Origin of the sequence: Candidatus Lernaella stagnicola (assembly GCA_030765525.1) — a bacterium.
Taxonomy (GTDB): domain Bacteria; phylum Lernaellota; class Lernaellaia; order Lernaellales; family Lernaellaceae; genus Lernaella; species Lernaella stagnicola.
Window position 1 is genome coordinate 189,039 of sequence record JAVCCK010000010.1, and the last position, 25,803, is coordinate 214,841.

General features: G+C 62.2%; 24 protein-coding genes. 10 read left to right on the forward strand and 14 right to left on the reverse strand.

All coding sequences use genetic code 11. The features are described from left to right. The first annotated feature begins 66 nt into the window (after positions 1 to 66). The gene (locus tag P9L99_05140) at positions 67 to 852 is read left to right on the forward strand and encodes a hypothetical protein (GenBank protein MDP8222725.1); all 786 of its coding nucleotides are present in this window, start codon (positions 67 to 69) and stop codon (positions 850 to 852) included. After that, the gene (locus P9L99_05145) at positions 849 to 1,715 is read left to right on the forward strand and encodes a secretin N-terminal domain-containing protein (protein MDP8222726.1); all 867 of its coding nucleotides are present in this window, start codon (positions 849 to 851) and stop codon (positions 1,713 to 1,715) included. Before P9L99_05140 ends, P9L99_05145 begins: the two co-directional genes overlap by 4 nt. A 9-nt stretch (positions 1,716 to 1,724) precedes the next feature. Here P9L99_05145 and P9L99_05150 read toward each other — a convergent pair whose 3' ends face one another. Beyond that, complete coding sequence (locus P9L99_05150) at positions 1,725 to 2,279, reverse strand: class I SAM-dependent methyltransferase (protein MDP8222727.1); 555 nt, start codon at positions 2,277 to 2,279, stop codon at positions 1,725 to 1,727. A gap of 44 nt (positions 2,280 to 2,323) precedes the next feature. After that, the gene (locus tag P9L99_05155; GenBank protein ID MDP8222728.1) at positions 2,324 to 3,706 is read right to left on the reverse strand and encodes a tyrosine phenol-lyase; all 1,383 of its coding nucleotides are present in this window, start codon (positions 3,704 to 3,706) and stop codon (positions 2,324 to 2,326) included. A gap of 216 nt (positions 3,707 to 3,922) precedes the next feature. Here P9L99_05155 and P9L99_05160 point away from each other — a divergent pair, with 216 nt between their 5' ends. Next, positions 3,923 to 4,621 (forward strand): SGNH/GDSL hydrolase family protein, encoded by a 699-nt coding sequence (locus P9L99_05160; GenBank protein ID MDP8222729.1) that lies wholly within the window; start codon positions 3,923 to 3,925, stop codon positions 4,619 to 4,621. On the opposite strand, the gene P9L99_05165 is transcribed toward P9L99_05160, so the two are convergent. After that, positions 4,611 to 5,867 carry a glycosyltransferase family 39 protein gene (locus P9L99_05165; protein MDP8222730.1) on the reverse strand — a complete coding sequence of 419 codons (1,257 nt, stop codon included), beginning with the start codon at positions 5,865 to 5,867 and terminating at the stop codon, positions 4,611 to 4,613. The genes P9L99_05160 and P9L99_05165 overlap by 11 nt on opposite strands. Before the next feature lie 127 nt (positions 5,868 to 5,994). Here P9L99_05165 and P9L99_05170 point away from each other — a divergent pair, with 127 nt between their 5' ends. The 5 genes from P9L99_05170 to P9L99_05190 are packed head-to-tail and all read left to right on the forward strand — an operon-like array spanning position 5,995 to position 13,186. Then, the gene (locus P9L99_05170; GenBank protein ID MDP8222731.1) at positions 5,995 to 7,119 is read left to right on the forward strand and encodes a hypothetical protein; all 1,125 of its coding nucleotides are present in this window, start codon (positions 5,995 to 5,997) and stop codon (positions 7,117 to 7,119) included. 60 nt (positions 7,120 to 7,179) lie between these two features. Further along, a complete protein-coding gene (locus tag P9L99_05175) occupies positions 7,180 to 9,531 on the forward strand; it encodes a tetratricopeptide repeat protein (GenBank protein MDP8222732.1) in 2,352 nt (783 codons plus the stop codon). Then, complete coding sequence (locus tag P9L99_05180) at positions 9,528 to 11,315, forward strand: glycosyltransferase family 39 protein (protein MDP8222733.1); 1,788 nt, start codon at positions 9,528 to 9,530, stop codon at positions 11,313 to 11,315. The genes P9L99_05175 and P9L99_05180 overlap by 4 nt, the downstream gene beginning before the upstream one ends. A gap of 23 nt (positions 11,316 to 11,338) precedes the next feature. Beyond that, the gene (locus tag P9L99_05185) at positions 11,339 to 12,100 is read left to right on the forward strand and encodes a M23 family metallopeptidase (protein ID MDP8222734.1); all 762 of its coding nucleotides are present in this window, start codon (positions 11,339 to 11,341) and stop codon (positions 12,098 to 12,100) included. 54 nt (positions 12,101 to 12,154) lie between these two features. Continuing rightward, positions 12,155 to 13,186 carry an SGNH/GDSL hydrolase family protein gene (locus P9L99_05190; GenBank protein MDP8222735.1) on the forward strand — a complete coding sequence of 344 codons (1,032 nt, stop codon included), beginning with the start codon at positions 12,155 to 12,157 and terminating at the stop codon, positions 13,184 to 13,186. 1 nt (position 13,187) lies between these two features. Here P9L99_05190 and P9L99_05195 read toward each other — a convergent pair whose 3' ends face one another. From P9L99_05195 to P9L99_05240, 10 genes are all read right to left on the reverse strand, one after another. Beyond that, positions 13,188 to 13,811, reverse strand: a complete 624-nt coding sequence (locus tag P9L99_05195) for a DUF1287 domain-containing protein (protein MDP8222736.1) — start codon at positions 13,809 to 13,811, stop codon at positions 13,188 to 13,190. 1 nt (position 13,812) lies between these two features. Beyond that, complete coding sequence (locus P9L99_05200) at positions 13,813 to 14,307, reverse strand: DUF2914 domain-containing protein (GenBank protein MDP8222737.1); 495 nt, start codon at positions 14,305 to 14,307, stop codon at positions 13,813 to 13,815. A 69-nt stretch (positions 14,308 to 14,376) separates the two neighbouring features. Further along, positions 14,377 to 15,150 carry an SAM-dependent chlorinase/fluorinase gene (locus P9L99_05205; protein ID MDP8222738.1) on the reverse strand — a complete coding sequence of 258 codons (774 nt, stop codon included), beginning with the start codon at positions 15,148 to 15,150 and terminating at the stop codon, positions 14,377 to 14,379. Beyond that, entirely contained in the window at positions 15,147 to 15,653 is a 507-nt protein-coding gene (locus P9L99_05210) for a DUF4124 domain-containing protein (GenBank protein ID MDP8222739.1), read from the reverse strand. The genes P9L99_05205 and P9L99_05210 overlap by 4 nt, the downstream gene beginning before the upstream one ends. Positions 15,654 to 15,784: 131 nt before the next feature. After that, positions 15,785 to 18,049, reverse strand: coding sequence for a hypothetical protein (locus P9L99_05215; GenBank protein ID MDP8222740.1), 2,265 nt, complete (start codon positions 18,047 to 18,049; stop codon positions 15,785 to 15,787). Positions 18,050 to 18,147: 98 nt separating this feature from the next. Beyond that, entirely contained in the window at positions 18,148 to 18,546 is a 399-nt protein-coding gene (locus P9L99_05220) for a hypothetical protein (GenBank protein MDP8222741.1), read from the reverse strand. A gap of 111 nt (positions 18,547 to 18,657) precedes the next feature. After that, positions 18,658 to 19,452 carry a hypothetical protein gene (locus tag P9L99_05225; protein MDP8222742.1) on the reverse strand — a complete coding sequence of 265 codons (795 nt, stop codon included), beginning with the start codon at positions 19,450 to 19,452 and terminating at the stop codon, positions 18,658 to 18,660. A 1-nt stretch (position 19,453) separates the two neighbouring features. After that, positions 19,454 to 20,488 carry a transketolase C-terminal domain-containing protein gene (locus P9L99_05230; protein MDP8222743.1) on the reverse strand — a complete coding sequence of 345 codons (1,035 nt, stop codon included), beginning with the start codon at positions 20,486 to 20,488 and terminating at the stop codon, positions 19,454 to 19,456. Beyond that, positions 20,488 to 21,333 carry a transketolase gene (locus P9L99_05235; GenBank protein MDP8222744.1) on the reverse strand — a complete coding sequence of 282 codons (846 nt, stop codon included), beginning with the start codon at positions 21,331 to 21,333 and terminating at the stop codon, positions 20,488 to 20,490. The genes P9L99_05230 and P9L99_05235 overlap by 1 nt, the downstream gene beginning before the upstream one ends. A 185-nt stretch (positions 21,334 to 21,518) precedes the next feature. Further along, positions 21,519 to 22,679, reverse strand: a complete 1,161-nt coding sequence (locus tag P9L99_05240; GenBank protein MDP8222745.1) for a pyridoxal phosphate-dependent aminotransferase — start codon at positions 22,677 to 22,679, stop codon at positions 21,519 to 21,521. 122 nt (positions 22,680 to 22,801) lie between these two features. Here P9L99_05240 and P9L99_05245 point away from each other — a divergent pair, with 122 nt between their 5' ends. Beyond that, a complete protein-coding gene (locus P9L99_05245) occupies positions 22,802 to 23,908 on the forward strand; it encodes a methyltransferase domain-containing protein (protein MDP8222746.1) in 1,107 nt (368 codons plus the stop codon). A 7-nt stretch (positions 23,909 to 23,915) separates the two neighbouring features. On the opposite strand, the gene P9L99_05250 is transcribed toward P9L99_05245, so the two are convergent. Continuing rightward, the gene (locus tag P9L99_05250; protein MDP8222747.1) at positions 23,916 to 24,809 is read right to left on the reverse strand and encodes a DMT family transporter; all 894 of its coding nucleotides are present in this window, start codon (positions 24,807 to 24,809) and stop codon (positions 23,916 to 23,918) included. 152 nt (positions 24,810 to 24,961) lie between these two features. Between P9L99_05250 and P9L99_05255 the strand changes: the two genes are divergently transcribed. Further along, complete coding sequence (locus P9L99_05255) at positions 24,962 to 25,792, forward strand: methyltransferase (protein ID MDP8222748.1); 831 nt, start codon at positions 24,962 to 24,964, stop codon at positions 25,790 to 25,792. The last annotated feature ends 11 nt before the right edge of the window (positions 25,793 to 25,803 follow it).

A 25,803-nucleotide genomic window follows, 5' to 3' on the forward strand; every position in this document is an offset into this window, starting at 1 on the left:
GAGCGCGAAGCCCGCACCGCGGGGAACAGAGTTTTTTCACGAACGCGCTGGGGCGATATCGAAGTCATGAAGCGAACTCTTTTTCTATTCGTTTGGGTGGGGCTACTGACGTGGCTCGCGGTCCCGTTTGCCGCGGCGGCCGACGAGGAGTCCATCCCCACACAACCTGAGAATTCCACCGACGGCCTGTTTCTGGGTCCCGCCTTCATGATGTCGACCTTCGTCACCGATAAAGGGCAGATCCGGCGGTTGAGCGACCCGGCCGGAGGACAAGAAACCCTCAACGTGCACACCGGCGACTGGAACTGGATCGTCTACCCCAGCTTCTCGCTCGGCTACGATTGGGGCGGCTGGCAAGGCTCGATGCGCGCGGCCTACAACGTTCACCTGGCCAATTTCGACCTCCCCTACGGCCACATCGCCGACGGCGTGTTTACGTCGCTGGAAGTCGGTCCGGAACTGTATGCCGATATCATGGATTTCGGCTTCACGACCCTCGAAGCCGGCCTCGGCGTGGGCGCCCGCTTTCTCGCGCGGGGCAAACTGGATTACCGCGCCCCGTCGGGCCGGGCCTGCATGTCCCGCGATTTCCTGGGCGACTCGACGATCCCCGGATTTTCCATGCATCTGGGCCTGGGCGGGGAATTGATGGCCAGCCCCAACGCCCGCCTGGGTTGGTGGATGCGCGTCTACTACGCGCAGTACACCCTCGAAAGCGATCAGCGAAAATTCGACGCCTGCGCCGACCCGATGCGCGACGTGGTCAACGACAAACTCGACCTGGACGTCTACTCCGCACTGTTCGGAGTGCGCCTGCGTATCTACCCCTTCGCTAAGAGCCGGTCACGATGAGAACCGCCGTCGCCTGCCTTTTGCTTGCCGTCCTGGCCGTCGTCGCCGTAGCCGCCGACGGGGTGGAAATCGCTTCGGGCACGTACGATTTAAAGGAACTAACGAGCCTGGTGGCGCAAACCACCGGCCGCACAATTCTTTACGGCCCCGATTTTTCCGGTTCCGTGCGCCTCGAAATCGCCAAGCCGGAACTGAAGCCCGACGAATTGTGGGAACTCTACCTCTCCGCCCTGGCCCAAGCGGGTTGGGGCGTGGTCGTGCATGACCGCGTCGTGCGCATCGTGCCGCAAAAAGACCTCGCCGGCGAAAGCGGACCGGTCATCATGGCGGGCGAGGAAAAGCGCGACGACGACGGCATGGTCACGGCGCTCTTCGAACTTAACAACGCCAACCCGGCCGAAATCGCCATGAAACTCGCTCCGCTGGTCGGCAAAGACGGCCGCGTGATTCCCCTGCCCGCGCAAGGGCGCCTCGTGGTGGTCGCCTCCGCGGCGAACGTGGAGAAGGTGCGCGAAGTGCTCGGCAAGCTCGATGTGCCCGACAAGCGCGACAACATCCAAATCGTGCGCGTCAAGCACGCCGACTTGAACGACACCGCCGATGTCGTCGGCGTCCTGTTCGGCCGCTACAAAGTGGAAGATGGGAAGATTCGCTCGCGCCAGGCCGCCGGCGGCGTGATCGTGGCGGTCGAACCGCGCAGCGCTTCGCTGGTGTTGCGCGGCGAAAAAGACGAGGTGGAATTGGCCGCCCGCTTGATCCACGAAATCGACGCGGCGGGCGACCCGATCATCATGATCCGCACCCTGCGCCACGCCTCGCCGGGCGAGGCCACGGCCGTTCTCGAAAAACTGCTCGCCGAGTAAGCGCTTCGGTCAGGCGGGTCTTTCCAGCAACGCCAACCGCCCACGTTTCGGTGTCGACCGATCGATCACGGCGAAACCGGCGTCCTCGGCCAGTTTCAGCGACTCGTCGAAATCCGCCGCCGACACATGCCCCTTGGGTTCGATGGCCAGCAAGCGGCCGCCGGGCCTCAACAGGTCGAACAATTCTTGAAACAAGATCCGTTGATCGGGTACTTCGTGGATCACGTGCGCGGTGAGGATGAAATCGAATTCGCCGGGGCGGTTGAGCTCGCCGGCGCTGGCGGCCACGACGGTTTCGATGCGGCTTTCCAGCCCGGCTTTGCGGGCGCGGCGTTGCAGCGTTGCGATCATGCGCTCCTGCAGATCCAGCGCGACGACCTTGCCCTCCGGCCCGACCAATTCGGCCAGCGGCAGGGTAAAAAAGCCCATCGCGCAGCCGAAGTCGAGCACGGTCATTTTCTCGCGTACGTGTGGGCCGAGATTTTCTTTCGGATCTTCGATCAACTTCCGCAACGGGCTTAGCAGAAAGTACCCGATCCACCAGGGGCAGACGTGATCAGCCACGGGTTCCTCCTCCATCGACGGGGCCGGCCAGCAGCCGGCAACCCCTACAGCCGCTCAAACCTCGCTTGGAAGAAGCGGAGCAGTTTCGGTTCGTAGACGATCTTCAGGCCGGTGGCCTGGGCGCGTTTTTCGTACACCTCGCGGATTGCCTCGGCGGTAACGTCCATGTGCGCCTGGGTGTAGACGCGCCGCGGGATCGTCAGGCGCACCAACTCGAGTTTCGGGTAGTTGTGGTCGCCGGTTTCCGGATTGCGACCCGCCGACACCACGCCGCGCTCCATGGCGCGCACGCCGGACTCGATGTACAAATCCGAGGCCAGCGTCTGAGCCGGGAATTGATCCTGCGGAATGTGATCGTAGAAGCGCTTGGCGTCCAGGAAGATCGCGTGGCCGCCGATGGGCACGACAATCGGGACGCCCGCGTCTTGCAGCTTGTGGCCCAGGTACTCGACCTGCCCCACACGCGCGCGGATGTGGTCGTCATGCACGGCTTCGCGAATGCCGCGGGCCAGCGCTTCCATGTCGCGCCCGGCCATGCCGCCGTAGGTATGCAGACCCTCGTAAATCACGACCATGTTGCGGGCCTGGTCGAAGAAGTCCGGATCGTTCATCGCCAGGAAGCCGCCGATATTGACCAGGTGGTCTTTCTTGGAAGACATCGTGCAGCCGTCGGAGTAGCCGCAGGCTTCCCGGAGGATCTCGGCGACGCTCTTTTCGGCGTAACCCGCTTCGCGCTGTTGGATGAAGTAGGCGTTCTCCACCATGCGCGTGGCGTCGAACATGATTTTGATGCCGTACTTTTGGCACAGCTCGTACACCTCGCGGAAATTTTGCATGCTCACCGGCTGGCCGCCGGCCATGTTCACGCAGCCTTCGAAGCTGATGTAGGGGATTTTGTCGGCGCCGACTTTATCGATCCAGTACTTGAGTTTGTCCAGGTCGATGTTGCCCTTGAAGGGGAAATCGCTTTCCGGATCGTGGGCTTCGTCGACGATCACGTCCACGAACGTGCCGCCCGCCAGTTCCTGGTGCACCTTGGTCGTGGTGAAGTACATGTTGCCCGGCACGGTGTCGCCCTTTTTGATAAGGCACTGCGACATGATGTGCTCGGCGCCGCGGCCCTGGTGCGTGGGCACGACGTGCTTGTAGCCGTAGATCTCTTGGATCGTCTCCACCATGTTGTAGAAGTTTTTGCTGCCCGCGTAGGATTCATCGCCGACCATCATCCCGGCCCACTGCCAATCGCTCATGGCTGAAGTACCCGAATCGGTCAGCAGGTCGATATAGACGTCTTCGCTACGAAGCAAGAAGGTATTGAAACCTGCTTCCTGGATGCACTGTTCACGATGTTCGCGAGTCGTCATCTTGATCGGCTCGACCACCTTGATTTTCCAAGGTTCCGCCCAACTGCGATTTTTGGTCGTCATGGCAGCTACTCCTTATGGTTTGATTATTCCCCCAAAACGCGGCTGTATGCGCCGCGCTTAACCACACATTAAATGCCGCATCAGGCGAAGCAGACACTAACGCCAAACGGCCCCCCGCGCAAGTTGGCCGGTGCGTCATTTTTCGCCGAAAACAATCGAGTTTCCACGCCAAATAACATACAATCGCCGCCATGTTTTTTACGCGCCGCCGCCCTTTTGCGCGAGCGCCTCGATCGTCCCGTCGATGTGGTTAACGCCGCCATGCCGGGATACAGCTCGACGCAAATGCGCATGCTGCTGGAAGACAGCGGTCGGCGCTTTCAGCCCGATCTCGTCCTGCCGGCGGGTCTGGGTTCGGACACCATGACCTTGCGCTGGACCGACCGAGATTTGCTGCGCCGCTTTTCCGAAGAGGGTTACCGTTACGACCCGTGGTGGCGGCGCGCCGGCCGCTTCAGCGCCCTGTTTCAACGGGCCGAAACGGTCGTCGAATCCGGCAAACCCATTCCCCGCGACAAGGCCATCTCATGGACGATCATGGGCAATCCCAACGATCCCGAGGCGGTCTTGCGGCGGGTGTCGGTGGAGGATCAGGCCGAGAACCTGCGCGCCATGGTGACCTTTTCGCGGCGGCAGGGGTGGGATATCTGCCTGCTGCTGTTGCCGCGCGATGTGGATGAATTGCGCAAATACCCCGAGGAAGGGTTGCGGCCGTACCGCGAAAACTTTCCGCTCGTGGCTCGCGAAATGAACGCCTGCCTGCTCGATATGCGCGACGTGGTCGACCCCCAGCCCGTGCTGCGGCAGGAAGACAGCATCTTTGTCGACGGTTCGCACCTCAAGCCCGGCGGTCACGAAAGAGTGGCGCGGGCGTTGGCCGAGCGCATCGCCAAGCGAGTGGAAGCTACTCAATAAAGATTTGGCAGGATTCCGGATACGGCGGGTCGCCGATACACTTCGCGCTGTTCAAAATCGGTTCGGGCAAATACCAAAAGCTTCGCACCAGCAGAAGGAAAACGATGAGGACCAGCACGGTCGGCGCGACCCATCGTTTGACCGAAAGCAAGTTGTGTTCCTGCAGCCAACCAACGGCCGCGACAAGACCCATGGCCATCAACATGCAATACGCCGGGTAGGTGAATATCAAATACCGGAAATGCATTTGCCCGCTGCCCGGCAGCCACGGCCACACCAGCCACGGCAAAAGCAGCCATGGCAACAACAGCGCCGCCGCGGGCCGGAAGCGCCGCCACGCCACCAGAGCGCCGATGATCGCCAATTCCAAACCCAGCACGCCGCGCCCGACGCCTACGGTCCAACGTCCGAGCAAGTCGAACCAAAATGTACCGGTGCGCAGGCCCATCGCCGGGGATGTGCCGGAATAGCCGTACAAGTCGCCGGCGTCGAAGTGCTGTTCGACAACCCACACGAATACCGGCATCCAGGGAGCGTAAAGCGCGCAGCCCAGCAGAAATCCCGCCCCCGCTCGCCAAAAGAAGGGTCGCCGCTCGCCCGCCTCCAGCGCGCCGGGCAACAACAAGAAAGCCGCGATCCAACCGGCCGCCACGAAATACAGAAAACCGGCGAAGTAATGACTGTAAGCCGCCCCGGCCAGCGATACGCCGAGAAGTCCGGCCGGCCACCAGCGTTTCGGGTGCCGCGCTAACTCGGCCACCGCGCCCGCAGCCAGCGTCGCGAATAGCAGAATCAGCGCGTAAGGGCGTCCCTCGCGGCTGTAGTACACGCCGTAGAAAAACAATCCCAAAAACGCCGCGGTCAGCAGAGCCGTGCGTCGATCGGCCAGGCGTAAGGCGATGAGCGCCGCCGCGACCACCGCCAACCACCCCGCCAAGGCGGCCGTTAAACGAAAACGAAAACGCGACGAAGTGGCTTTGCCCGAGGGGTCATCATCGTGAACGCCAACCAGCAACATGCCGGCCAGTAAGGCCGAAAGCGGTGGATCCGGCTGTTCGCTCGACCGGCGCTCCCACTTCATTTCGACAATGCGCTCGTACGAATTGCCCGCAGTCCAATAACCGCTTTGCTCGTCCATCCAGAGTTCCGGCCCGCCCAGGTTGTACAGGCGCAGGACCGCCGCCGCCAGCAGTATCGCCGCCGCCAGCCACCAGAAAGGTTTTCTCTTGATGTCGGTTCCGTACAAGCTTCGCCCCCGTTTCGGCCGCATATCTTACGACGGTTTGCCGAAGACGAACAACCAGCGCCCCGTCATTGACCGAAGCTCATGGCGTTTCCCATAATGCCTGACACACCCGGGCGGAGTCTGCGCATTGAAAAAAGCCTTGCTGACTGTTTTCCTCGTTGCCGTCGCAGGCCTAGTTTTGCTTCACGTACTCACGCACGAACCACCCGCCGAACCGATAATGCAAACGCCCGACACGCCGGCTCCACCGCCCGATTGTTCGCGCTATCGCCCGCCCGAACGCGACTGGTCGCAGCGGTGTCCGAACCGCCATTGCGTGGCCTGGGAAACGGCGCTCGACGACCGCTTGTGGCGCGATTCGATCTGGGACAAAAGCTGCCGCTGCGCGTACGAACCCATGGTAGACCATCCGGAAATCGCCCGCGCCGCGCGACCGAAATCGGCCGAACAACTGCGGGAGGAAATTGCCGCCGCCGAACAAGGAGCGCCGCAAAAACCGGCCGATGCCGCCGCCGCCCGCCGGATGATCTTGGAGCGGACCGGCGTTGCCGCGTGGCCCGCCCGTGAGCGCTTGGTGTTCGCCCGCGTTTGCCACAACCAACCGCGCGGTTCGGGTCGCCTACTCGGAATTCTTGTACACGACGAACTGGTCGGGGTGTTTCGCCTGGCGGTTTGGGTCCCCGAGCGAACGGGGCGGCTACCGGCCGTTGTTGCACTGCACGGTCACGGCGAGAACGCCGAGGTCGCCCTGGAGCGACGCAACGCGGAGAATTTCGTCGCCGCCGGATACGTGTTCGCTTCGCCTACAAGCCGCTGCATCACCGGCGACGCGGTCACTGTAGAGCACGAGATCACCGAGCGTTTTCTCACGGCGGGATATTCGTTTTTGGCGGTCCGGACCTATGAACTGGCACTGGTGCGCCGCGTGCTGGCGGGGCTGGATTTCGTGGACGAAACCCGCCTCGGATTGTTGGGCCATTCCAGCGGCGCGATGCTGGTCAACGCTTTGATGCACGCCGACGATTTCGGATTCCGCGCCGCAGTATCGGATCGAAGCGGGCCCTACCTCAACCGCAACCCCGACGGGCTTTACCTCGACACCTTGACGCCCGCGTTGAGCCCGCTCGCGGATTACCTGGCCGATCCGCGCACCTCCCGCGTGCCGCTTTTGGCGCAACCTTACGGCTTTCCCGACGGACCCAAACCGGCGATTGAGTTTTTCGACCACCACTTGAACAACGGGCCGTCCTAACGCGCCAAGCTTGCCAAGCTCCGCCCGGCCCGCTACCGTGCGGCCAACGGGGAGGACGGCGTGCGAAATCGGGTTTTGTTTGCGGTGGTGATCGTGCTTGTCTCGGCCGCGGTTTACGTGCCGAGCTTGAGCGGCGAGTTCGTCTGGGACGACCGCGCTCTGATTACCGGCGACGAGCAAATTCAATCGCTTAGCAACCTGCCCGCCGCCTTTGCCCGCGACTTTTTCGCCGCCGGCGCCGACGACTTCAAGTACGGCTACTACCGCCCGGTCATCACCGTCAGCTACATGTTCGACTGGGCGCTGTGGGGCGAGAACCCGCTGGGTTACAGGTTGACCAACCTGTTCTGGCACTTGCTGGCCACGCTACTGCTGTTTTTGCTGATTCTCCGCCTCTTGCCGACATCGATCTGGCCTGCCGCCGCGGGGGCGGTGTTGTTCGGCCTGCACCCGATTCATACCGAGTCCGTCGCTTGGATTTCCGGGCGCACCGACGTGGTTTGCACCGCGTTGGCGCTGGGCAGTCTGTTGTGCTGGGCGATCTACCTAAACCGCAACGAGGCCTGGGTGCGTTTCGACCAGAAGCCCAAGAAGAAGAAAGAGAAACCGCCGCAGCATCGGCAGGGTCTTGGCTGGGCGGCGGCCGCGGCGGCGCTTTTTCTCGCGTCCCTGCTGGCCAAGGAAATGGGCGTGCTGGTGCTGCCCGCCGCTTGGGGCATGGCCTACCTGCTGACCGCAGAGCGGCGGTCCGCACGCTGGAAACGCCTACTGCCCGAAGCGCTGGTGTTGGCGGTGGTGCCGGTCGTCTACGTATTGATGCGCGTGGGGTTGGCCGGCGTCTCCGTGGCTCCGGCGGGTGAACAACATAGCTTGTGGAAGGCGTTGATGACCTTCCCGAGCGCCTTTGCGGTGTACCTGGGCAAGTTGTTTTTTTCCACCGAATACAACGCGTACTACGTCTGGCCGTATGTGTCGCACCCTTTTAGCGTCCCCGGCCTCATCGGGCTGCTCCTTCTGGCCGTCGGCGTGGCCGGCGTGGTCTACGCCTGGAGGAGCTGGCCGGTGATCGCCTTCACCGTCGGCATGCTGCTCGTCTCTTTCGTGCCTTTGGCCAACCTCGTGCGCATCAGCGCACCATCGGATATGGGCTTCCCGATCGCCGAACGCTTCTTGTACATGCCCTCGGCCTTTTTCGCCCTGCTGCTCGCGGTCGTGCTGCAAGACAGCCTGCGCAAAAAATCGGTGACGGCCGTGACCGCTGTGGCGTTTGCCGTGCTGGGGCTTGGGTACGCCTCGTTCGCCTACGGCGCCGCCGGATTGTGGAAAAGCGAAATCGCCGTCTTCGAAAACACCCTCGAACGTCACGAAGAAGCGCCGCTGTTATGGACCGCCTTGGGCGCGGCCTATCGCCGCGACGGCCGCATCGACAAAGCCGTCGCCGCCTTGCGAAAAGCCGAGACCCTCAACGAACGTCTGCAAAGCGCCGATTGGGTGGCGATTTACAACAACCTGGGCACCGCGCTGGCTTCCGACGACCAACTGGAAGAAGCGCTCGCGCAATTCGACAAGGCCGCCGTGCTGGGCAAGCAGGTCGACCGCGTGCAATTCAATCGCGGCGAAGCCCTGCGTCTACTGGGACGCAGCCGGGAAGCCCTCGACGCCTACGACGCGGCCATTGCGGCCAATCTCCACTACCTCCAGCCGCGCCTGCGACGCGCCGGTCTACTAATCACCCTGGGCCGCGGCGCCGAAGCCGTCGCCGACCTGCAACACGTGCTCTCGCAGCAACCCGGCCATCCGGATGCCGCCGCATTGCTGCAAAAAGCGCAACAAGCCGCCCCCGTCACGCCGACGGTCGGTGACGAGCGACTGCGCCAAGCCAACGAATTCTATCGGCAGGGGAAGCACGCGGAGGCCGAAGTGCTGCTCCGTGCGGTGCTGACCGATCAGCCCGGCGAGGCCGAGGCGATGGTCGGCCTGGCGCACATCGAAGCGCGGCGCAGCAAGCGGGGCGAAGCCGTTTCCTTGCTGCGGCGAGCGGTGGCGGCGCGACCCGATCACGCGAAAGCCTGGTTGACCCTGGGCGCCCTGCTCGGGCAAGTGCGCGACTACGTCGGCTCGCTCGACGCCTACCGCCACGCGGCCGCGTTGCTGCCCGACGACCCCGAGGCGCAGGTCGGCTTGGCTTCTTCTCTGTTCCGCGCCGGCGACAAACAACAGGCCAAGCACCTGCTCGACGAGGCCTTGAAACGCTTTCCGCAGCACCCGACGGTACTTCTCGGGCTGGTCAGTTTCCATTACGAGTCCGGGGAGAAGGATAAGGCGCGCGACATGCTTGAATTGGCCGCGGCTGTAGCTCCCTCTCACCCGCAAGTGCAACAGTTTCGCAAGGCGCTCGCGTCCAAACCGTGAAACCGAACCGCCGCTACCTCTGGTGCCTGCTCGCCGTCGCGGCCGTTGCCCTCTACTGGTTGATCGACCGCTTCGTGTTGCCCTTCGACGAAGTGCGCCGCTACGGTCGCCTGACCGGCCACTTCGATTGGGCGCGGCAGATGCCGCCGGGGGAGTGGGCGTGGTACGCGGCGCTGCTGCTGGCCACCGGCGCGGCCCTGGCGCTTTTGCTGGCTTGGCCCCGCCGTCACTCCGACACGCCGCCGCCCGCCAACCCGTGGCGCATCGTGCTCGCTTTGGCGCTGTTGGCGACCGTCGCGGCCGGTGCCGTCCGCGTGAGCGTGCTCGACTCCGCCGCGATCACCGACGACGAGGCCGCGCACCTGTTTGCGGCCCGCACCCTGGCCTCCGGGCGTCTCACCGCCGAGCCGCCGCCTGCGCCGGAGCACTTTGAGCACATCTTTCTGGGCGTCTATCGCGGACGTTGGTTCAGCCAATATCTCTGGGGTCACGCGCTGCTGCTGGCCTTGGGCGTACTGGTCGGCCTGCCGGGTTTGATCACGGCGTTGCTGGCGGGGGTGATCGTCCTGGGCGTGTTCCTGCTGGCGCGCGAGTTGTTTGACGAGCGCACGGGCTTGGCAGCCGCGTTTTTGGCGGCCTTCAGCCCGCTCATCATTTCGACGGGCGCGACGCTCGCTTCCCAAACGAGTGCGACGGCGCTGGTGCTACTGGGGCTTTGGTTAACGCTGCGCGCGACCGCGACGGGTCGCTTCGGCCACGCCTTTGCCGCGGCGTTATGCCTGGGGTTCGCGTTTTGGTGCCGGCAACAGGAACCGGCGCTGCTGGGTCTCGGCGCGATCATCCTGCTCGTGCGGCGGATCGTCACCGGACCCGGCCGGGCGCGGCTGCTGGCCGGGGGCGCGTTGGGGTCGCTGCTCGTCGTCGTGCCGCTGGTCCTTATCCAATGGCGGCTTTGGGACCAGCCCTTTTGGACGAACTACCAAGCCTATTGGTGGGGCTACCTGAAGTATCCGGGTGTCTCGCCCTACGGTTTCGGACCCGCCCCGTGGGAAGGCGTGCACACCCCTGGCGGCGGCTTGATGGCCACGCTGATTAATTTGACGCGGCTGGACATGCTTTTGCTCGGCCTACCCCTCACACTGGTCGCGGCGGGTGTCGGCTTATGGCGGGCGCGACGCAATCGGCGGGCGTGGGCGATTTTTGCCGGCGTGCCGCTGACCTTCGGCGCATTGTTCTTCTATTTCTGGCCGGGGCTGGCTGACACGGGCCCACACCTCTATCACGCCGCCGGGGCCGTACTGCTGCCCTTCGTTGCGGCCGGGGCGCTGGCTCTGCTCGATCGTTTCCACCGGCCGCTTGTCGCGCTGACCGTCCTCGCCCTGGCTGCGTTGCTGACCGTGTGGCCCTCGCACCTGGGCGCGCTGCATCGCGCCGCGCGCGCCGCCGATGAAATCCCGCGCCGGATTGCGTCGGCCGGAATCGACAACGCCGTCGTCTTTACCGATCTTTACCCCTGGGCGGGCGGAAACGAACGCTCGTGGCGTCTGGGCAGCCCCCTGCCTCGTCCGAATTTGAGCGATTCGGTGTTGTACCTGCGCACTCGCGGCGGCAAGCGCGACCGCGACGTCGCCCGCGAAGTTTTCCCCCGGCGGCGCGCTTTCATGCTCAAAGTCGTGGACGGGCAACTCGCGCTGCTCGCCCTGGAAGACTACACCGGCAAGGAAAGCCTGCGGCGTGTCGCCCGCCCGCGCAATTTGCCCCCGCGACGTTCCGGGTTACAATGAATTCTTCCGAACCGGGGGTTAACGTGGCGCACCGGCGCAGCAAATTTTTCACTTTGTTGGTGCTCGACGATCGAGGGCGCGTGAGGCGCTGGCGGCTGTCGCGGCGCACGTGGCAGGGCATGGTGCTGGGTGCGGCGGCCGTTGCCGTGCTGATCGTCGCCCTGCTGTTCGTTGTCGTACACGACCGCTTTCGCCTGGCTGGTCTCGATCGCGAATTGCGCGGTTCGCAATCCGAACCCGAGGTTGTGGCCGCCGCGCCGGTCTCGCCGCCGCCGAGCGAGGAACTGCTTGCCGCCGCCCGCGCGCAACGCGCGTCGTTGGAACCTGCCGAGCGTTTTTTCGTCGCGGTCGTCGGCGATGCTTACGACGCGCCGCACCGCTGGCCGTTGCGCGGGTGGGTCACCAGCGAGTTCGGCCGTCGCCTGAATTCCGATACCGACGCGGTTGAAATGCACCAGGGGATCGACATCGCCGCGCCGATCGGCAGCGACGTACGCGCCCCGGCGGCGGGTCAGGTATTGATCGCCGAAGAGCGGGCGGGATTCGGCCTGGTCGTCGTACTCGGTCACGGACGCGGGTGGACAACCTACTTCGGCCACTTGGATCGCAGCCTCGTCGTGCCCGGTCAGCAGGTCGAAGCGGGCGAAGTCATTGCGCGCTCGGGCAACACCGGCATCAGCCGCGGGCCGCATCTGCATTACGAAGTTCGCCGGTTCGGTATTCCGCTCGATCCGCGCGTCTCCTTGCCCGGTTACGGTCAAGCGCCGCGCGCTGTCGATTCATAATTCGAAATCGCGGCCGCGCGTCATGGTTTATTACGGCCGCCAAGGGGAGACGACGTGCGACGTCCAAGTTACGGCAGGTTGGCCCTCTACTCGCTGATCGCGCTGCTGCTCGTGCTGCTGGCGGTCGAACTCGTGGCGCGGCGCATGGTGCCCCACGAACTGGCCTACGTCGGCGACGAGAAATATTGGATCCTCGCCCAACATACGAACCTGTACGGCCAGTGGGACGACGCGCAACTATTTCGCATCGAGAATTACACCGCCACGGCGCGTAAAAAAATGTGGCCGCAGCGCGTGATCTGCCTGGGCAGTTCGAGCACATACGGCGCGGGCCTCGAGAAGCGTGAAGAGGCCTTTCCGGGCGTGCTCCATGAGATGTTCCCCGACGTCGAAGTCATCAATGCCGGGTTTGGCGGGTACAACTCGTATCAGCTTGCCATTTACTTCGAGGAAGTGTTGGTGCGCCTGAATCCCGACGTGCTCGTGTTCTACTACGGCGGTAACGAAGGGTACGGCTTTACCACCAAGCGCTTCTACCCGCGGGCCAAAGAAGTCGTGGCCAAGATGCGTGACCGCGGCATTACCGATCGTTCCAGTTTGGAGTTCGCCGTCTTGCGCGGCACCGCCAACCCGATTGCGCTGGCGCTCTATCACCTGCTCGACGGCAGCAAGGCGTTCTTATGGTGGCGCGACCGCGTGGTCACCGCCGGCGTCACCACGGAAATGGTGTACCGGCCGATGGTGCCCAACGATCCGCGGCTGCGCATGAAGCCGACCACGGAACAAATCTTCACCCAATTGGCCGCGTTGACCGCCAAACGAAAGATAACCCTGCTCCTCGTGCCGGAAATTTCCTCGACCCTCGATCACGCCGGCCCACCTGTGTGGTCGGTCATGCAAACGCTTTGCCGCCAGGGAAAGGCTCAATGTGTCGACCCGCTGGTCGAGCAGCCGCGTCTGGACGACACCGCGCTGTTCCTCGATTCCAGCCATCTGACCGTGGCCGGGCACCGCCGCCTCGCCGAAGTGATCCGACCGACGTTACAGGCGGTCTTGGAAGCCCCCGACGAACCTGCGGCCGAGTGATTCAATCCCCGAAATAGCGATAGTGGCCGGTGCGACGCCACGATCCCAGAACGTCTTCCAGCTTCGGCCCCGCGCCGATGTTGTGCACCAGTAGCGGACGCTTGCCGTCGCGGCTGCGGCGGTCGGTGACGATGCCGATATGCGGCACGCCGCCGCCCAGGTCCCACGTCACGATATCGCCGGGAAAGTAGGCTTCGGGTTTTTCGCTCACCGGCAGGCTTTGTCCGTGGCGGGCAAAGAACACCGCAAGATTCGGTACGCGGCGATGGTCGATGTTCGTGTCGGGCCGGGTCAGCCCCCACCGTTTCGGATACGCGGCAAAGGCGGCCCGCATATCTTCGTGCACTTTCTGTTGCAGATCGACGCCCAGCTTGCGGTAGGCGCGGATGACCACGTCGCTGCACACGCCGCGATCCGTCGGCACGTCGCCGCCTGGGTAAGGGATTTTCACGTAGGCGGGGTCGTAGGTGATCTCATGCCGCGTGCGATCCACGGCCGCCGCAACCAAGCGTTGGGCGAATCGCTTTTGCGCCGCTGTTCGCGCCGCGACGTCCTGGGCGGGGATTGCCGACACCGACACGAAGCAAAGCGCCACAAGAAGCGCGGCGCAGCGACGGCTAAACACGCTAATCCTTTTTTTGATCGACACTCTTGGGCGCCGGAACGTCCGACACCGAGGACCGTCCTACAACGAAGGGCACGACCGCCAGCACTTCGTCGTTGGCATCGACGACTTCCACGCGCCAAGATCCGGCCTGCACCGCCGGGATGTTCAGCGAGGTCAGGGCATGGGGTTTGTTCTTGGTCAATTCGACGGTCTGCCGCGCGCGCTGCTCGTCCTCCCGGAACCAAACGACTGCCAGCTTTTCCTTTTCGGTCAGGCCGATGCCGTCGACGCGGCAGTACACCGTACCCACGCGTTTGGCGAAAGCGCCGGTTTCTCCCAAGATACCGCCGTTCGGCGTCGCGCCGACGCCTAAGGTGACCTCCACGGTGAAATCCGGGATGGAGAGCCAATCGGTCAAGCCGGCGGTTGGATCGTCATTCGGCTCGGCCTGCGCCCAGGCAATGGACGCGGCCAGAACCAACAGCCCGCAAAGCACAAACGTACGCACCGACATAAAGCACCTCCGCGTTCGACAACCGCCACCAATGTACGCCCGCAGCCGTCGCGCGACAAGTTTCCCGAGTTACGACACCGAAATCCGCACGACGGTTTCCCGCGTTAGCTCCAACACCCGCGCCGCGTGCCCGTTGCGCACCGCGATCTCCAGCAGGCCACTCGAGCCCACAAGCGCCAACGGTTCGCCAACCTCCACCTCGCCGTAGGCGCGCCGCAGCGCCAACGCCGGACCGCCTTCCGGGATGACGCGAATCGTCCCCGAACCCAGTTCGGCCAACCGCGCCCCCGGCAGTGCGGTGATGCAATTGCCGAAACGGTCGATGTGCACCACGGCGGTCACGAAGCTGTCGCCTTCGCGCTTGAGTCGCCAAGCGGGCAGACGCACCGGATCATCCACCCGCGGGCCGCACTCGGCCGGAGGCAAACCCGTGGCCAGTTGCGCGGCGGCCGGCGCGAATAAATCACGACCGTGAAAGGTCGCCGATGGATCCGGCAGCCATAAATCCGGATCGGCCAACTCATAGACGACGGCCTGCTCGTCCAGAAAAGGCGAAAACACACCGTTGTCCGGTCCGACGAAAAAGTGCCGGCGATGAGCCACGACAATGCCGCGCCGCGCGGTGCCGACGCCCGGGTCAATCACCGCCACGTGCACGGTATCGGGCGGAAAAAACGGCGCAGCCTGGAACAACACGAACGCCCCGTGCAGCACGTCGTGCGGCGGAACTTCGTGGCTGATATCGACCACGTTCGCGCGTGGCGCGCGGCTGAGAATCACGCCCTTCATCGCCCCGGCATAGCCGTCGGCGAGTCCAAAATCGGTAGTAAGCGTCAGAATCATGGTCGGCCGATAAGCTCGGTTTTGTAGGTGTCGACCTTGGGATTGTAATTGACCATCAAATGGTATTGGCCGATCTGCCCCGCGGCCAATACAATCGGATCGACCAAGGTTGTCTCGGCAAACAAGAAGCGATCTTCCTCGTCAAAAAACGATATCTTAACTTTGACTTGTGATATTTCCTGCGAGAACCCGTTCCGCACCTTGCCCTTGATGTGATAGAAATTGCCTTCGCGCGTGTAGGTTTCCTCCACCTCTTCCAACCGCCCCGACGCCTTGGCCGGCACAATCGATCCCGCATCGGGAACGAAGGATCCCTTGACCGCGATCGAGCGATACGCGGCCGGGATGCTTTCCAGCCCTTCGGTGTAGTGCACCACGCCCGCGTCATCCACCCAACGATACAGCACCACCTTTTGCGCCGATGCCTGCGCCAGAGCAAGCGTCGGCAACAACAGCAGCCACAAGCAAAGGATGAATGCCGTTCGTTTCAGGGTATACCTCACCTAGTTGGCGAATTCGCCCCAGCCGATCTTAGCAGCGCCCCGAACCGTGTCAAGAATCAGAGGTGATGATTGATGCGAATTAAGGGAAATTTCGAGCCCTTCCGAGTTTCCGGACGCCTCCTGACTCCAGGTTATTTCCACTGCTTACCGGAGTGGCGTAATCCAATTTTGAGCGAGGCGGACCCGCCGTAGGCGACGTGCAGCCACCCGGCCGCGTCGATTTCGAGGTCGACACCGCCCGAAAGCACCGGGCCGACGTCAAAGATTTCCTCGGACCAGACCCCCGCCACTCCCCAAGCGTGCATCACTTGGGACGGTGCGGCCAGGTAGTACATCACGTGCACGACGCCTTGGGCGTCCAGCGCCGCCGCCGGGGAAAAATAGAGTCCGGGTGTGGCGATCGTTTCCGGCCGCCAGGTCGAATCTCCCGCGTCGCGCCGGGCGTAACGCAAGGCGCCGGTCAGCTCGGCCCGGTACACCAGATGAGTGGCGCCGGTGTTATCCACCAGCAAGTTGACGTACGCGCCGGAGAATTGACTGGCGTCGACGACCTCGGTTTTCCATACGCCGCCGACGTTTTCCGCGAGTTTGACGGCGCCGTGCGTGCGATCCGCGTAGGCAATGCGAACCGTATCGTCGACGCTGACAACAATGTCGGAATAAAAACCCATGTCCCCGGCGTTATCGATAGTGATCGTTTCCCACGGGCCGTCGCGATTGGTCGCATAGCGCAAAGTGCCGAAACCGGCGTCGCTGAAGTAACTGATGTGCGCCCGGCCCGCCTCGTCCAACGCCAGCGACGGATTCAAGCCGGTGTCGCCGTCGCCATCGACGACCAAGGGAGTCCAGGGACCCAACAGGTTGGTGGTGTACATCAACCGTGCGTGATCGCGGTCGTAGTAGGCCACATGCACGTAACCGGCGTCGTCCAGCGCCAACGACGGGTAATAGCCGGTATCGGCGCTTTGGTCGACCACCTCCACGTTCCAGTCGGGACCGTCGCGCCTGGCCAGTTTCAAGCGGTGGTTCGTCAAATCGAAATACGCCGCAACCGTGTCTCCGGCGGCATCGGCGGCGACCGCCGCGTACAAGCCGACCACACCGCTGCCGTCCAAATAATCGAGGTTCCATGAATCGCCGTCACGTTCGGCCAACCCCAACCCTTCGGTGGCGAAATAGCCGGCGTGCAAAACTCCGTCGGCGCCTACGCTCAAGTCCGTCCAGCCGCCCAACTCCTCGTCGGCCGACGCGGCCACGACGAAGCTTTCGAAAGCGCCGCGATCGTCGGAGGCATAACGCAGTTCGCTCAAAACGCCGTCGGCGTAAACCAAATGGTGAACGCCCTGGTCATCGACTGCGAGCGAGGCGAATCGGCCGGCGTCGTCATGGTTGTCCACAACGTCGGTCTGCCACGTCGCGCCGTCGTAGACGCCCAGCCAAAGCGCGCCGCCCGAGCGGTATGCCAGTCGCGGTTGGTCGTCGGGTCCCAATCGCAGGGCGTGGGCCGAACCGATGCTGCCCGTCGCCAGGCGCGTGACGTTCCACGACCCATCGCGAAGCGCATAGGTGACTTCCCCCGCGACGGCATACGCGGCGTGCACCGCGCCGCGCCGGTCCACGGCCACGGATACGTGCGCGCTGGTTGTCGCGGCGCTTTCCACGGTTTCCGAAACCCATGCGCCATCCAGCAAATAGGCGTACACGATTCCGTGATCGGTCGACCCGAACAGAACGTGCGGGATACCGCCGGGGTCGACAAAAAGTCCGGGCGAGGCCTTGGCGATTCCCTCCGCGACGACCGACGGACGCCACACACCGTCTTCCTTGACCATATGGATGAGACGGGGAGTTTCTTCGGTGGTGCGATACGCCACGTGGGGTCGGTTGGCGACATCGACGGCAAGCACGGGCGAGGCCGCATCCGAGGCGAGCCATTCCCGCGAAACAAGGCCCGCCCGCCGTGCGTAGAGGTACAGGCGCTCTTCTTTCACGGCGGTGACGTACACCGTGCCGTTGGGCAAGCGGGCGACGCCGGTGCCGTCATTGCCGGGCAAGCCGCCGTCGACGATATCGATCAGCGGTGCGCTGGTATCGTTGTCGTCATTGTCGTCGTCGTCGTTATCGTCATCATCGTTATTGTCGTCGTTATCATTGTCATTATTGTCGTTATCGTCATCGTCGTCGTCGCCCGCCCCAGCCGGTCCGGGAAGCGGTTCCTCGCCGCCGCCGGGCAGATCGGGCAGCGGGGGCGCAGCGTCGCCGGGCACGAGGCCGTCAAGGATATTATCTTGCGCAAACTCGTTGAGATCTTCGATGAGTTCTTTGACACTGCAGCCGGCAAGGAGAAAAAGGCACAGCACGGCCATCAACAGGAATCTCGCCGATAGTCTGATCACCCCGATACGCCTTCCAATCATGACCCTATCAAGATAACACACAACCGGCGGGAGAGAAGCTGTCGCCGTCGATTCCGGGCGCCTCGCCGGAGGCCCGTCTAATCCAGCGGCAACACGAAACCCATCGCCTGGGTTTCGGCGTCGATCGAGCAGACTTTGGTCATCTCCATACTAGCCCGCGACACATCCTGCATAACCGTTTCGCGGGTGATGGTGAGTTGGTGCTTGCGCATGAACTCTTTTTTGGGGAAGAAAAACCACAGTTGGCCGATCTTGTCGATCTTCGGCTTGAACTGATTGGCCAACGCCGTAGCGTCGTCGCCTTCCCGTAACCAAATCAACACCATCGGGACACTGCCGGCAGCGGGCGGCTCGTTTAAAATAGTAATGCTGCCTTTGTGCTCGACTCGAATACGTTCAACAACTCTCTCGTCGGGGTGAATCACCAACAATTTGTCGTTAGGCCAAATCCCCAATTTTGCAGAAATAGATTTCAATCGGTCTCGCCTCCTTCAAGGACAAACACTTAACTACGCTCATAGCTTCACTGTCCCATGCGGAGCTCGGAGACATTTCCCCGTCACCTCGTTGTCAATACGATGATGTGACTATCGCGTTAAAATCTCCTCTACGCGTTGCATATGCAACCCAATCTCTTTCTGATACTCCATCGCACCTTCCAGTTGCAAGGCGCCACTGGACACGGCTTCGACCATCGCGACCTTCGCTGTCAACACGTTGTACGCGCTGTCAAAGTCGGGAAAGTAGAATTTAACGAAAGGACGCCGGCGCGCATAAATGCCGCGGCCCGCCTTCGTTTTGCCCGCTTTCATGCGCAGATACGCCGCCGGACCGCCCTCGACCTCGTACTGATACACGCGGTCGGGACTCTTTTCGGTCAGCTCGCGGATATCCGGCTCGCCCGCCTTGTTCATTTGCGACATCGCCGCCGTGACCATGAAGAGCAGCAGCTTGACCTTCAACGCCCGCTTTTCCGGGTCTTTCGGATCGGCTTCGGGCATCAGGATTTTCAGCGACAACAACAGCGGCACCACACGCACCAGAATATCCAGGCGGTACAGGCCCTTGCAGTCCAGCAACGACGGCAACGCCGGGCGGCCCGCGAAAAAGTCGTTGAGCCCTTTGAGGTCTTTGAAGACAAACGCCACCGTCGGGTTTTCGTGCCGTCCCGGTTTCACGTCGAGCGTGTCGTTTTCGAAAATCATATGGGCGGCCGCGTCAGCGTCACCCTTGACTTCGAACTGCACGATCCCGGTTAGATTTTTCGTCAGCAGCCGTATCATTTTGTCGTCCTCGCGCACGACCTTGGTCATCGGCAAGGCCGCTCGCAGGAACAAACGAGTCTGTAGTTTATCCAGGTTAATGTCACCATTCGCGGCCATGTTACACCTCGTCTTCCCAGTCTTCGTCCGCCTCGAAGTCCATCTTCAAAACGGCTTCGACCCCTTCGAGGATACCGTCGGCGTCCATCTTGTATACGTGCAGCAGGTCGTCGGGATAACCCACGATCGAAAACTCGTCTTGCAGGCCGTGTTTGCGCAGCACGCAGCCTTTGCCCGAAGCGGCGATTACATCCGCCACCGCCGTGCCCAGGCCGCCGTAGACGTTGTGGTCTTCCACCGTGATGATGCGGCGCGTTTCCATCACCGCTTCCAAAATCGCTTCCTCGTCGATCGGCTTGATCGTGTGCATGTTCAGCACCTTGACCGAAATGCCCTGCTGCCCGGCAATTTCCGCCGCTTCCAACGCGCCGGTGACCGTGCGGCCGGTGGCGATGATGGTCACGTCGGTGCCCTCGTGAAGCTTGATGGCCTTGCCGATTTTGAACTCAAAGTCATCCATCGACTTCCACAGCGGCGGTTCGAAACTGCGGCCGATGCGGATGTAGACCGGCCCGTCATGCTCGATGGCGGCCGTAACGGCCTTGGCGGTTTCGAAGGCGTCGGCGGGCGCGATCACCACCATGCCCGGCATAACGCGCATCACCGAAAAGTCTTCGGTGCAGTGGTGGGTTGTGCCGGCCTGCCCGAAGGACGTGCCGCTGTGCGTGGCGATGATTTTGACGTTGCGCTTCTGGTAGCAGATGTCGGTTCGCACCCACTCGGCGCAGCGCAGTGAGGCGAACGCGGCGAAGGTCGAAACCACCGGGATCAGGCCGGTGGCCGCCATGCCGGAGGCCACGCCCATCATGTTGATTTCGGCGATGCCCATATTGAAGAAGCGATCCGGGTGTTTGTCCCCGAACTTGCCGATTTTCGTTGAACCGGCCAGATCACCGGTCAGCGCGACGAGTTTTTTGTTCTGCGTGCCCAATTGGGTGAGAACCTCGCCGTACACCTCGGCCTGGGTCATGCTGTCGGCGTCTTCCACCGTCCACGTCAAACCTTTGACCGTTTTGTGGTCCGATTTCTTAGCCATCAGATCACCCCCTTGTACGCGGCGCGAAGCTCGTCGAGCGCCTTATCCCGCGTGGCGTCGTCCAAACCGCCGTAATGCCAGGCCTTGACGTCCTCCATGAACGCCACGCCTTTGCCTTTGACCGTGTCGGCGATGATGATGAAAGGTTTGTCCTTCTCCTGGTGCGACTGCTCGATGGCGTCGCAAATCTGGTCGAAGTCGTGACCGTCGATTCGCACGACCCGCCAACCGAAGGCTTCGAACTTTTCGTCCAGCGGCTCCAAGGCCATGATGTCTTCGGTCTTCCCGTCGATGCACAGCTTGTTGCGATCGACGAACACCGTCATGTTCGTGACTCCGAAGTGCGCGGCCGATTGCGCCGCTTCCCAATTCGGCCCGCCGTGCAGTTCGCCGTCGCCGAGGATCACGTACGTGTGCCATTTTTTATTCTGCAGCCGAGCGCCCATGGCCATGCCGATGCCGATGCTCAGCCCGTGGCCCAAACTACCGGTGGAAGCGTCGACGCCGGGCACCTTCAAGCAATCCAAGTGCATGCCGAAGGGCGACCCGGTTTTGTTGAATTTCTTAAGCTCGCCCTTATCGACGAAACCCAGGTCGGCCAAGATCACCGCGTGACCCACGCCGCCGTGACCCTTGCTGAGCAGGAAGCGGTCCCGACTCGGCCAATGAGGCTTTTTGGGGTCGATCTTCATAAACTTGTAGTATAGGGCGACCATGATGTCGGTCTGGCTGAACGCGCCGCCGATGTGACTGCCGCCGCAGTCGTAGGTCGTCTGGATGATGCCTTGACGAACCCGGTAGGCAATCTTCGCCAGCTTCTTCTTCTCTGCTGCTTTTAGAGCCATGACTTGATCCTCATACGAGCGAGTGGTTCACGGATTTTTCCGTATACGCTGAGATGCGGAAAGGAACGCCGCGCCGCATCAATCGTGCTTTCGCAAAGGCTTCCCCCACAAACGGAGAGGCAATTTACCACAAACTTTGGAACGTTTTCAAGCGCGCCAATTCGATGTTTTTTCTCATTTCGGACTCAGTCCACGCCTGCGAAATATTCCGCCAGCCGACGCATACCCTCCACCAGGTTTTCGTAGGAGTTAGCGTAGCTCAAGCGCAGATAGCCCTCACCACCGGATCCGAAATCTGTGCCCGGTGTTACAGCGACCTTCGCCTTCTCCAAAATGTCGAACGCCAGGGCGTACGAATCCATTTCAAGTTTTTGGCTAAAACGCGCCACATTGATGAACACGTAGAACGCGCCGGTGGGCTCAACGGTAACGCCCAGCCCGATCTGCGCACACTGCGCCAGCACCATGCGGCGGCGGCGGTCGTATTCCAGCCGCATGCGTTCGACATCCGCGCCGCAACCCTCCAAGGCCGCAATGGCCGCGGTCTGAATGAAGTCGCCCGCCGAGATGAAGAAATTCTGCTGCATCTTCTGTACAGGCCGCACCAACTCCGGCGGCACGATCAGGTAGCCCAACCGCCAGCCGGTCATCGCGAAGAGTTTAGAAAATCCGCCGACCACGATCGACCGCTTGGTGATCTCCCGCGCACTGACCGCCCGCCCTTCGTACACCAGGCCGTGATAGATCTCGTCGCTTACGACCACCGGACCCAAGCTGCAAATGTCCGTCAAGCGCTCGCGGCCGATGAGGTTTCCCGTGGGATTGGACGGGCTGTTGACTAGAATCGCCTTAGTGCGCGGCGTGATTTTCGCGGCGATGGCTTCGGGACGGTATTGAAAGCCGTCGGCCTCGAACACGTCGACGAACACGCACGTGCCGCCGCCGAAGCCGACGATCTGCGGGTAACAGGCGTAGCCGGGGTTGGATAAAATCACTTCGTCGCCCGGATCGCAAAGCGCGGCGAACACCAGCAACAAGGCCGGGCTCGACCCCACCGTGACGATGACCGTGTCCGGATCGACCTCGCTGCCGTACTGCGACCCATGCCACCGGCCGATCGCTTCCCGCAGGTCGCGTCGCCCCATGCTGTGCGTGTAATGGGTTTGGCCGTGTCGCAAGCCGTGGACGGCGGCATCGATAACACACGCGGGCGAATCGAAATCCGGCTCGCCGACCTCCATGTGAATCACGTGCTCGCCGGCGGCCTCCATCTGCTGAGCCTTTTCCAGCACTTCCATGACCAAAAACGGCGGCAGGTTGTTGCTTCGTTCGCTGGCCTTGATCATCGTCGAATCCTCGCGCCCAGGTTTGTCGCTAACTTACCCGCAATACCGCGCCGCGTTCAATCCACGTTGCCGTCAAGATGTTTTGTGGTAGAGTGAATCGCAAACCATTGGGGGAGAAAAAAATGAAGCGATTAGCGTGGCGTTCGGGCTTTGTCCTGGTTGTTTCGCTGATGTTTCTCGCACTCGCAGCCGGCTGTGACAAAAGCGATAAGTCACCTGCACCGCCAACCCAAGGACAGCCGCCGGCCCCCGGGCAAAACACGGGCGACAACCAGAACGTCACAGAAGGCTATCGTGATCAACCGGCCCGGACGGCCGACTCGCTGGCGGCATTGCCGCCCGATCAAGCCCCGCCCCCGCCGTCGGACATTGTGGAAATTCCCAGCGAGCCAAAGCTCAAAACCGCCGATTCGGGACCGCAAAAGTTCAAAGCGCCGCCCTTGCAGCCACCGCCGAACGCCACGACCGCCTTGCGGCAAATGACTCCGCCGCCCGCGGCGACGATTGACCCGCCGTCGTCGGACACCGAGGACGGGCAGCCGGCCGGCGACACGGCGACCGAATTGATAATCCCGCGCAGTCTGCCCGACGATGCCGAACAAGCTCAGAAGGCTTTTCAGGATTTGCTGCCGGTGATCGAATCCCGCGTGATGGGCGAATTGCGATTCACCGATCAATACCAACAAATGCTGGGCCTGGCGCGTCGCCTGAAGATCAAGAGCGATCACGTGGTCGCCGATATTGGCGCCGGCACCGGTTTTTTATCGCTCGTGCTGATGGAAAACGGCATCGCATTCCACACCTTCTATGCGGTGGACATCAACCCATACGGTCTGCGGGTGCTCGAAGAAATCATTAAGCGCAAACCCAGCCTGATCGGCGGCGCGCAGGTCAAGACGATTGTCTCCCAAGTCGACGACGTCAAACTGCCGGTCGGCGTGGTGGACGTGGCGGTCATCTTGGACTCGCCTTTTTATCTGCCCGAAAACGCCGGCGAGCCCTTTGCCGCCGATCATCCGGCCGTCAAGTGCCTGGCGTCGCTGTATCGCTCCATGAAATCGGGCAGCACGTTGCACGTGATCAATTCGCTAAAGCAGTTGCATCTCGATCGCTTCGAGAACGACAAGCTGATCCCGGCCACCTTCGCGGCCGCCGGATTCCAATCTCCGAAAAAACAGGAATACAAAGAAGGCGGCGAAATGTACCAGCATTTCGTCTTCAAACGCTGAGCGACACTTAGCGCAGGAATAAAACCGCGACGCCCGCCACGGCAACCGCCGCGCCCAGCACGGCCCGTAAGGACACTTTTTCTTTCAACACCAGCACGGCCAAGGGCAGAATGAAGATCGGCGTCGTGCCCTTCAGAATTGTTGCTACCGTCGCCGTGGTGAACGTCAACGCCGCCTGAGCCAGCCAAATCCCCAAAAACGTGCCGATAAACGAAGCCACCGCGAGCACGGCCAGCAAACGTGGTTTCAAGAAGGGCTTGAGCCAACCGATCACCCGTCCCCGCGGCAGGCCGTACACCACAAGGCCCACGGTGCCGGCGAAGATGCGCACAAACGTAGCGTCGGTCGGATCGACGGTCGCGGCGGCTTTCTTCGCCAGCAAAATCGCCACGGCGTTGCACATCACCGCGCCGGTCGCCAGCCACACCCCCGCCCGCCCCGTTCGCTCTTCGGCCGGTGACTGCTGCGGCAGGCGCTCGCGCATCACCCACACAACGCCGCCGATGACCAGCGCCCCGCCCAGCCAGCCTACGCCTGTCAGACGCTCGCCGAGCACGACGAACGCCAACATGGCCGTCACCAGGGGAATCATCGTATCCATCATCAGCATTCGCCGCGGCCCCAGCCGCATCAGGGCCAGGAAAAACAGCGTGTCGCCCAGCGAGATACCCAACAAGCCGCTCAGCGAAAGCATGATCCATTCGTCGAAACCCACGCTGCCGAAACCCTTGAAGGCGAAAATCGCGCCCAGACAGACTAGCGCCACCAGGCCCTTGCCCAAATTCATGGCGACCGAGGACACGTCCTCCCCGAGCTTCCGCCACATGATCGAGGCAACGGCCCAACAAAGCGCCGTCGAAAGCGCAAAAAAACTGCCGATGATGTCGTTGGTCAGGTTCATTCCTCGATATCATCCCATCGTGGGTCGACTCGGGTTATCACGGTGGCGCCAACGGAGGTTTTCGACCGGGAACACGCCCAGCTTGACTTGCCGCGCCCGCCCCACCATTCTGCCGTCCGGAGTTCATACCATACAATCCGGAGGAGTGGTCCATGGCAACAACGCCACGTCTGTTGCGTCTACTTTCCTGGTTGGCGACCCTCACAATCGTCGTTGGTTATAGCGCAATCGGCTGCTCCAAACCACAAGATTCCCCCGATCGCGGGGCCGCGCCCGGCCCGGTTAAAAAACGTATCGTCGCCGAGTTGCCGCCCGACGATCTGCCGCCGCGCAGCCTCGGAGCCTTTCAGCCAATCACCAATGAGCAGCTCGAACAGTATCGGCAAGCCATCGACCAACACATGACCCAAGGGCGCCGTCTGTCCAGCAGCCGCAACGTGTTGCTCGACATTATCCCACTGCTCGGCTTGCGCCCCGGCACGGTGCTTGCCGACGTCGGCGCGGGCACCGGATATCTGGAAATCGCCTTGTTGGAAGAAAACGTAGATTTCGGCGCCGCCTATGCGATCGATGTCGATAAACAAGCCCTGGGGTTGTTACAGCATTTCTTGTCCAAGACCGACCACCCGCGTGCGAAGAACATTCATCTCGTTGCGTCCCAGCCGGAAGATATCGGCATGCCGGCCGGTTCCACGGATATTGTCGCTTTCATCAGCGCGCCCTTTTTTCGGGCCGAAAAGCAGCCCGACGGCTCCCTGCGCCTCGATGCGATCACCCAACGGTGCCTGGTCTCGGCCGTGCGGGCTTTGAAGCCCCAAGGCGTAATCCATGTCTTCAACACCTCCCACACTGACCGATACCTTGATGAAGAAATCACGTATCCCTTCAAAGTTGCCGGGTTGAAAACCGGTGCGATCAACGACCTCTCGCTGGGCAGGATGCCCGTACGGCATTTCGTGTTTACCAAGAGCGGAGAAAAATAGCGCGCTCGTGT

Coding starts and splice junctions, on each gene's coding strand:
- P9L99_05140 (MDP8222725.1), top strand. CDS start 67: ATGAAGCGAACTCTTTTTCTATTCGTTTGGGTGGGGCTACTGACGTGG.
- P9L99_05145 (MDP8222726.1), top strand. CDS start 849: ATGAGAACCGCCGTCGCCTGCCTTTTGCTTGCCGTCCTGGCCGTCGTC.
- P9L99_05155 (MDP8222728.1), bottom strand. CDS start 3,706: ATGACGACCAAAAATCGCAGTTGGGCGGAACCTTGGAAAATCAAGGTG.
- P9L99_05200 (MDP8222737.1), bottom strand. CDS start 14,307: ATGTCGGTGCGTACGTTTGTGCTTTGCGGGCTGTTGGTTCTGGCCGCG.
- P9L99_05205 (MDP8222738.1), bottom strand. CDS start 15,150: ATGATTCTGACGCTTACTACCGATTTTGGACTCGCCGACGGCTATGCC.
- P9L99_05225 (MDP8222742.1), bottom strand. CDS start 19,452: ATGGCCGCGAATGGTGACATTAACCTGGATAAACTACAGACTCGTTTG.
- P9L99_05230 (MDP8222743.1), bottom strand. CDS start 20,488: ATGGCTAAGAAATCGGACCACAAAACGGTCAAAGGTTTGACGTGGACG.
- P9L99_05235 (MDP8222744.1), bottom strand. CDS start 21,333: ATGGCTCTAAAAGCAGCAGAGAAGAAGAAGCTGGCGAAGATTGCCTAC.
- P9L99_05240 (MDP8222745.1), bottom strand. CDS start 22,679: ATGATCAAGGCCAGCGAACGAAGCAACAACCTGCCGCCGTTTTTGGTC.
- P9L99_05245 (MDP8222746.1), top strand. CDS start 22,802: ATGAAGCGATTAGCGTGGCGTTCGGGCTTTGTCCTGGTTGTTTCGCTG.
- P9L99_05250 (MDP8222747.1), bottom strand. CDS start 24,809: ATGAACCTGACCAACGACATCATCGGCAGTTTTTTTGCGCTTTCGACG.
- P9L99_05255 (MDP8222748.1), top strand. CDS start 24,962: ATGGCAACAACGCCACGTCTGTTGCGTCTACTTTCCTGGTTGGCGACC.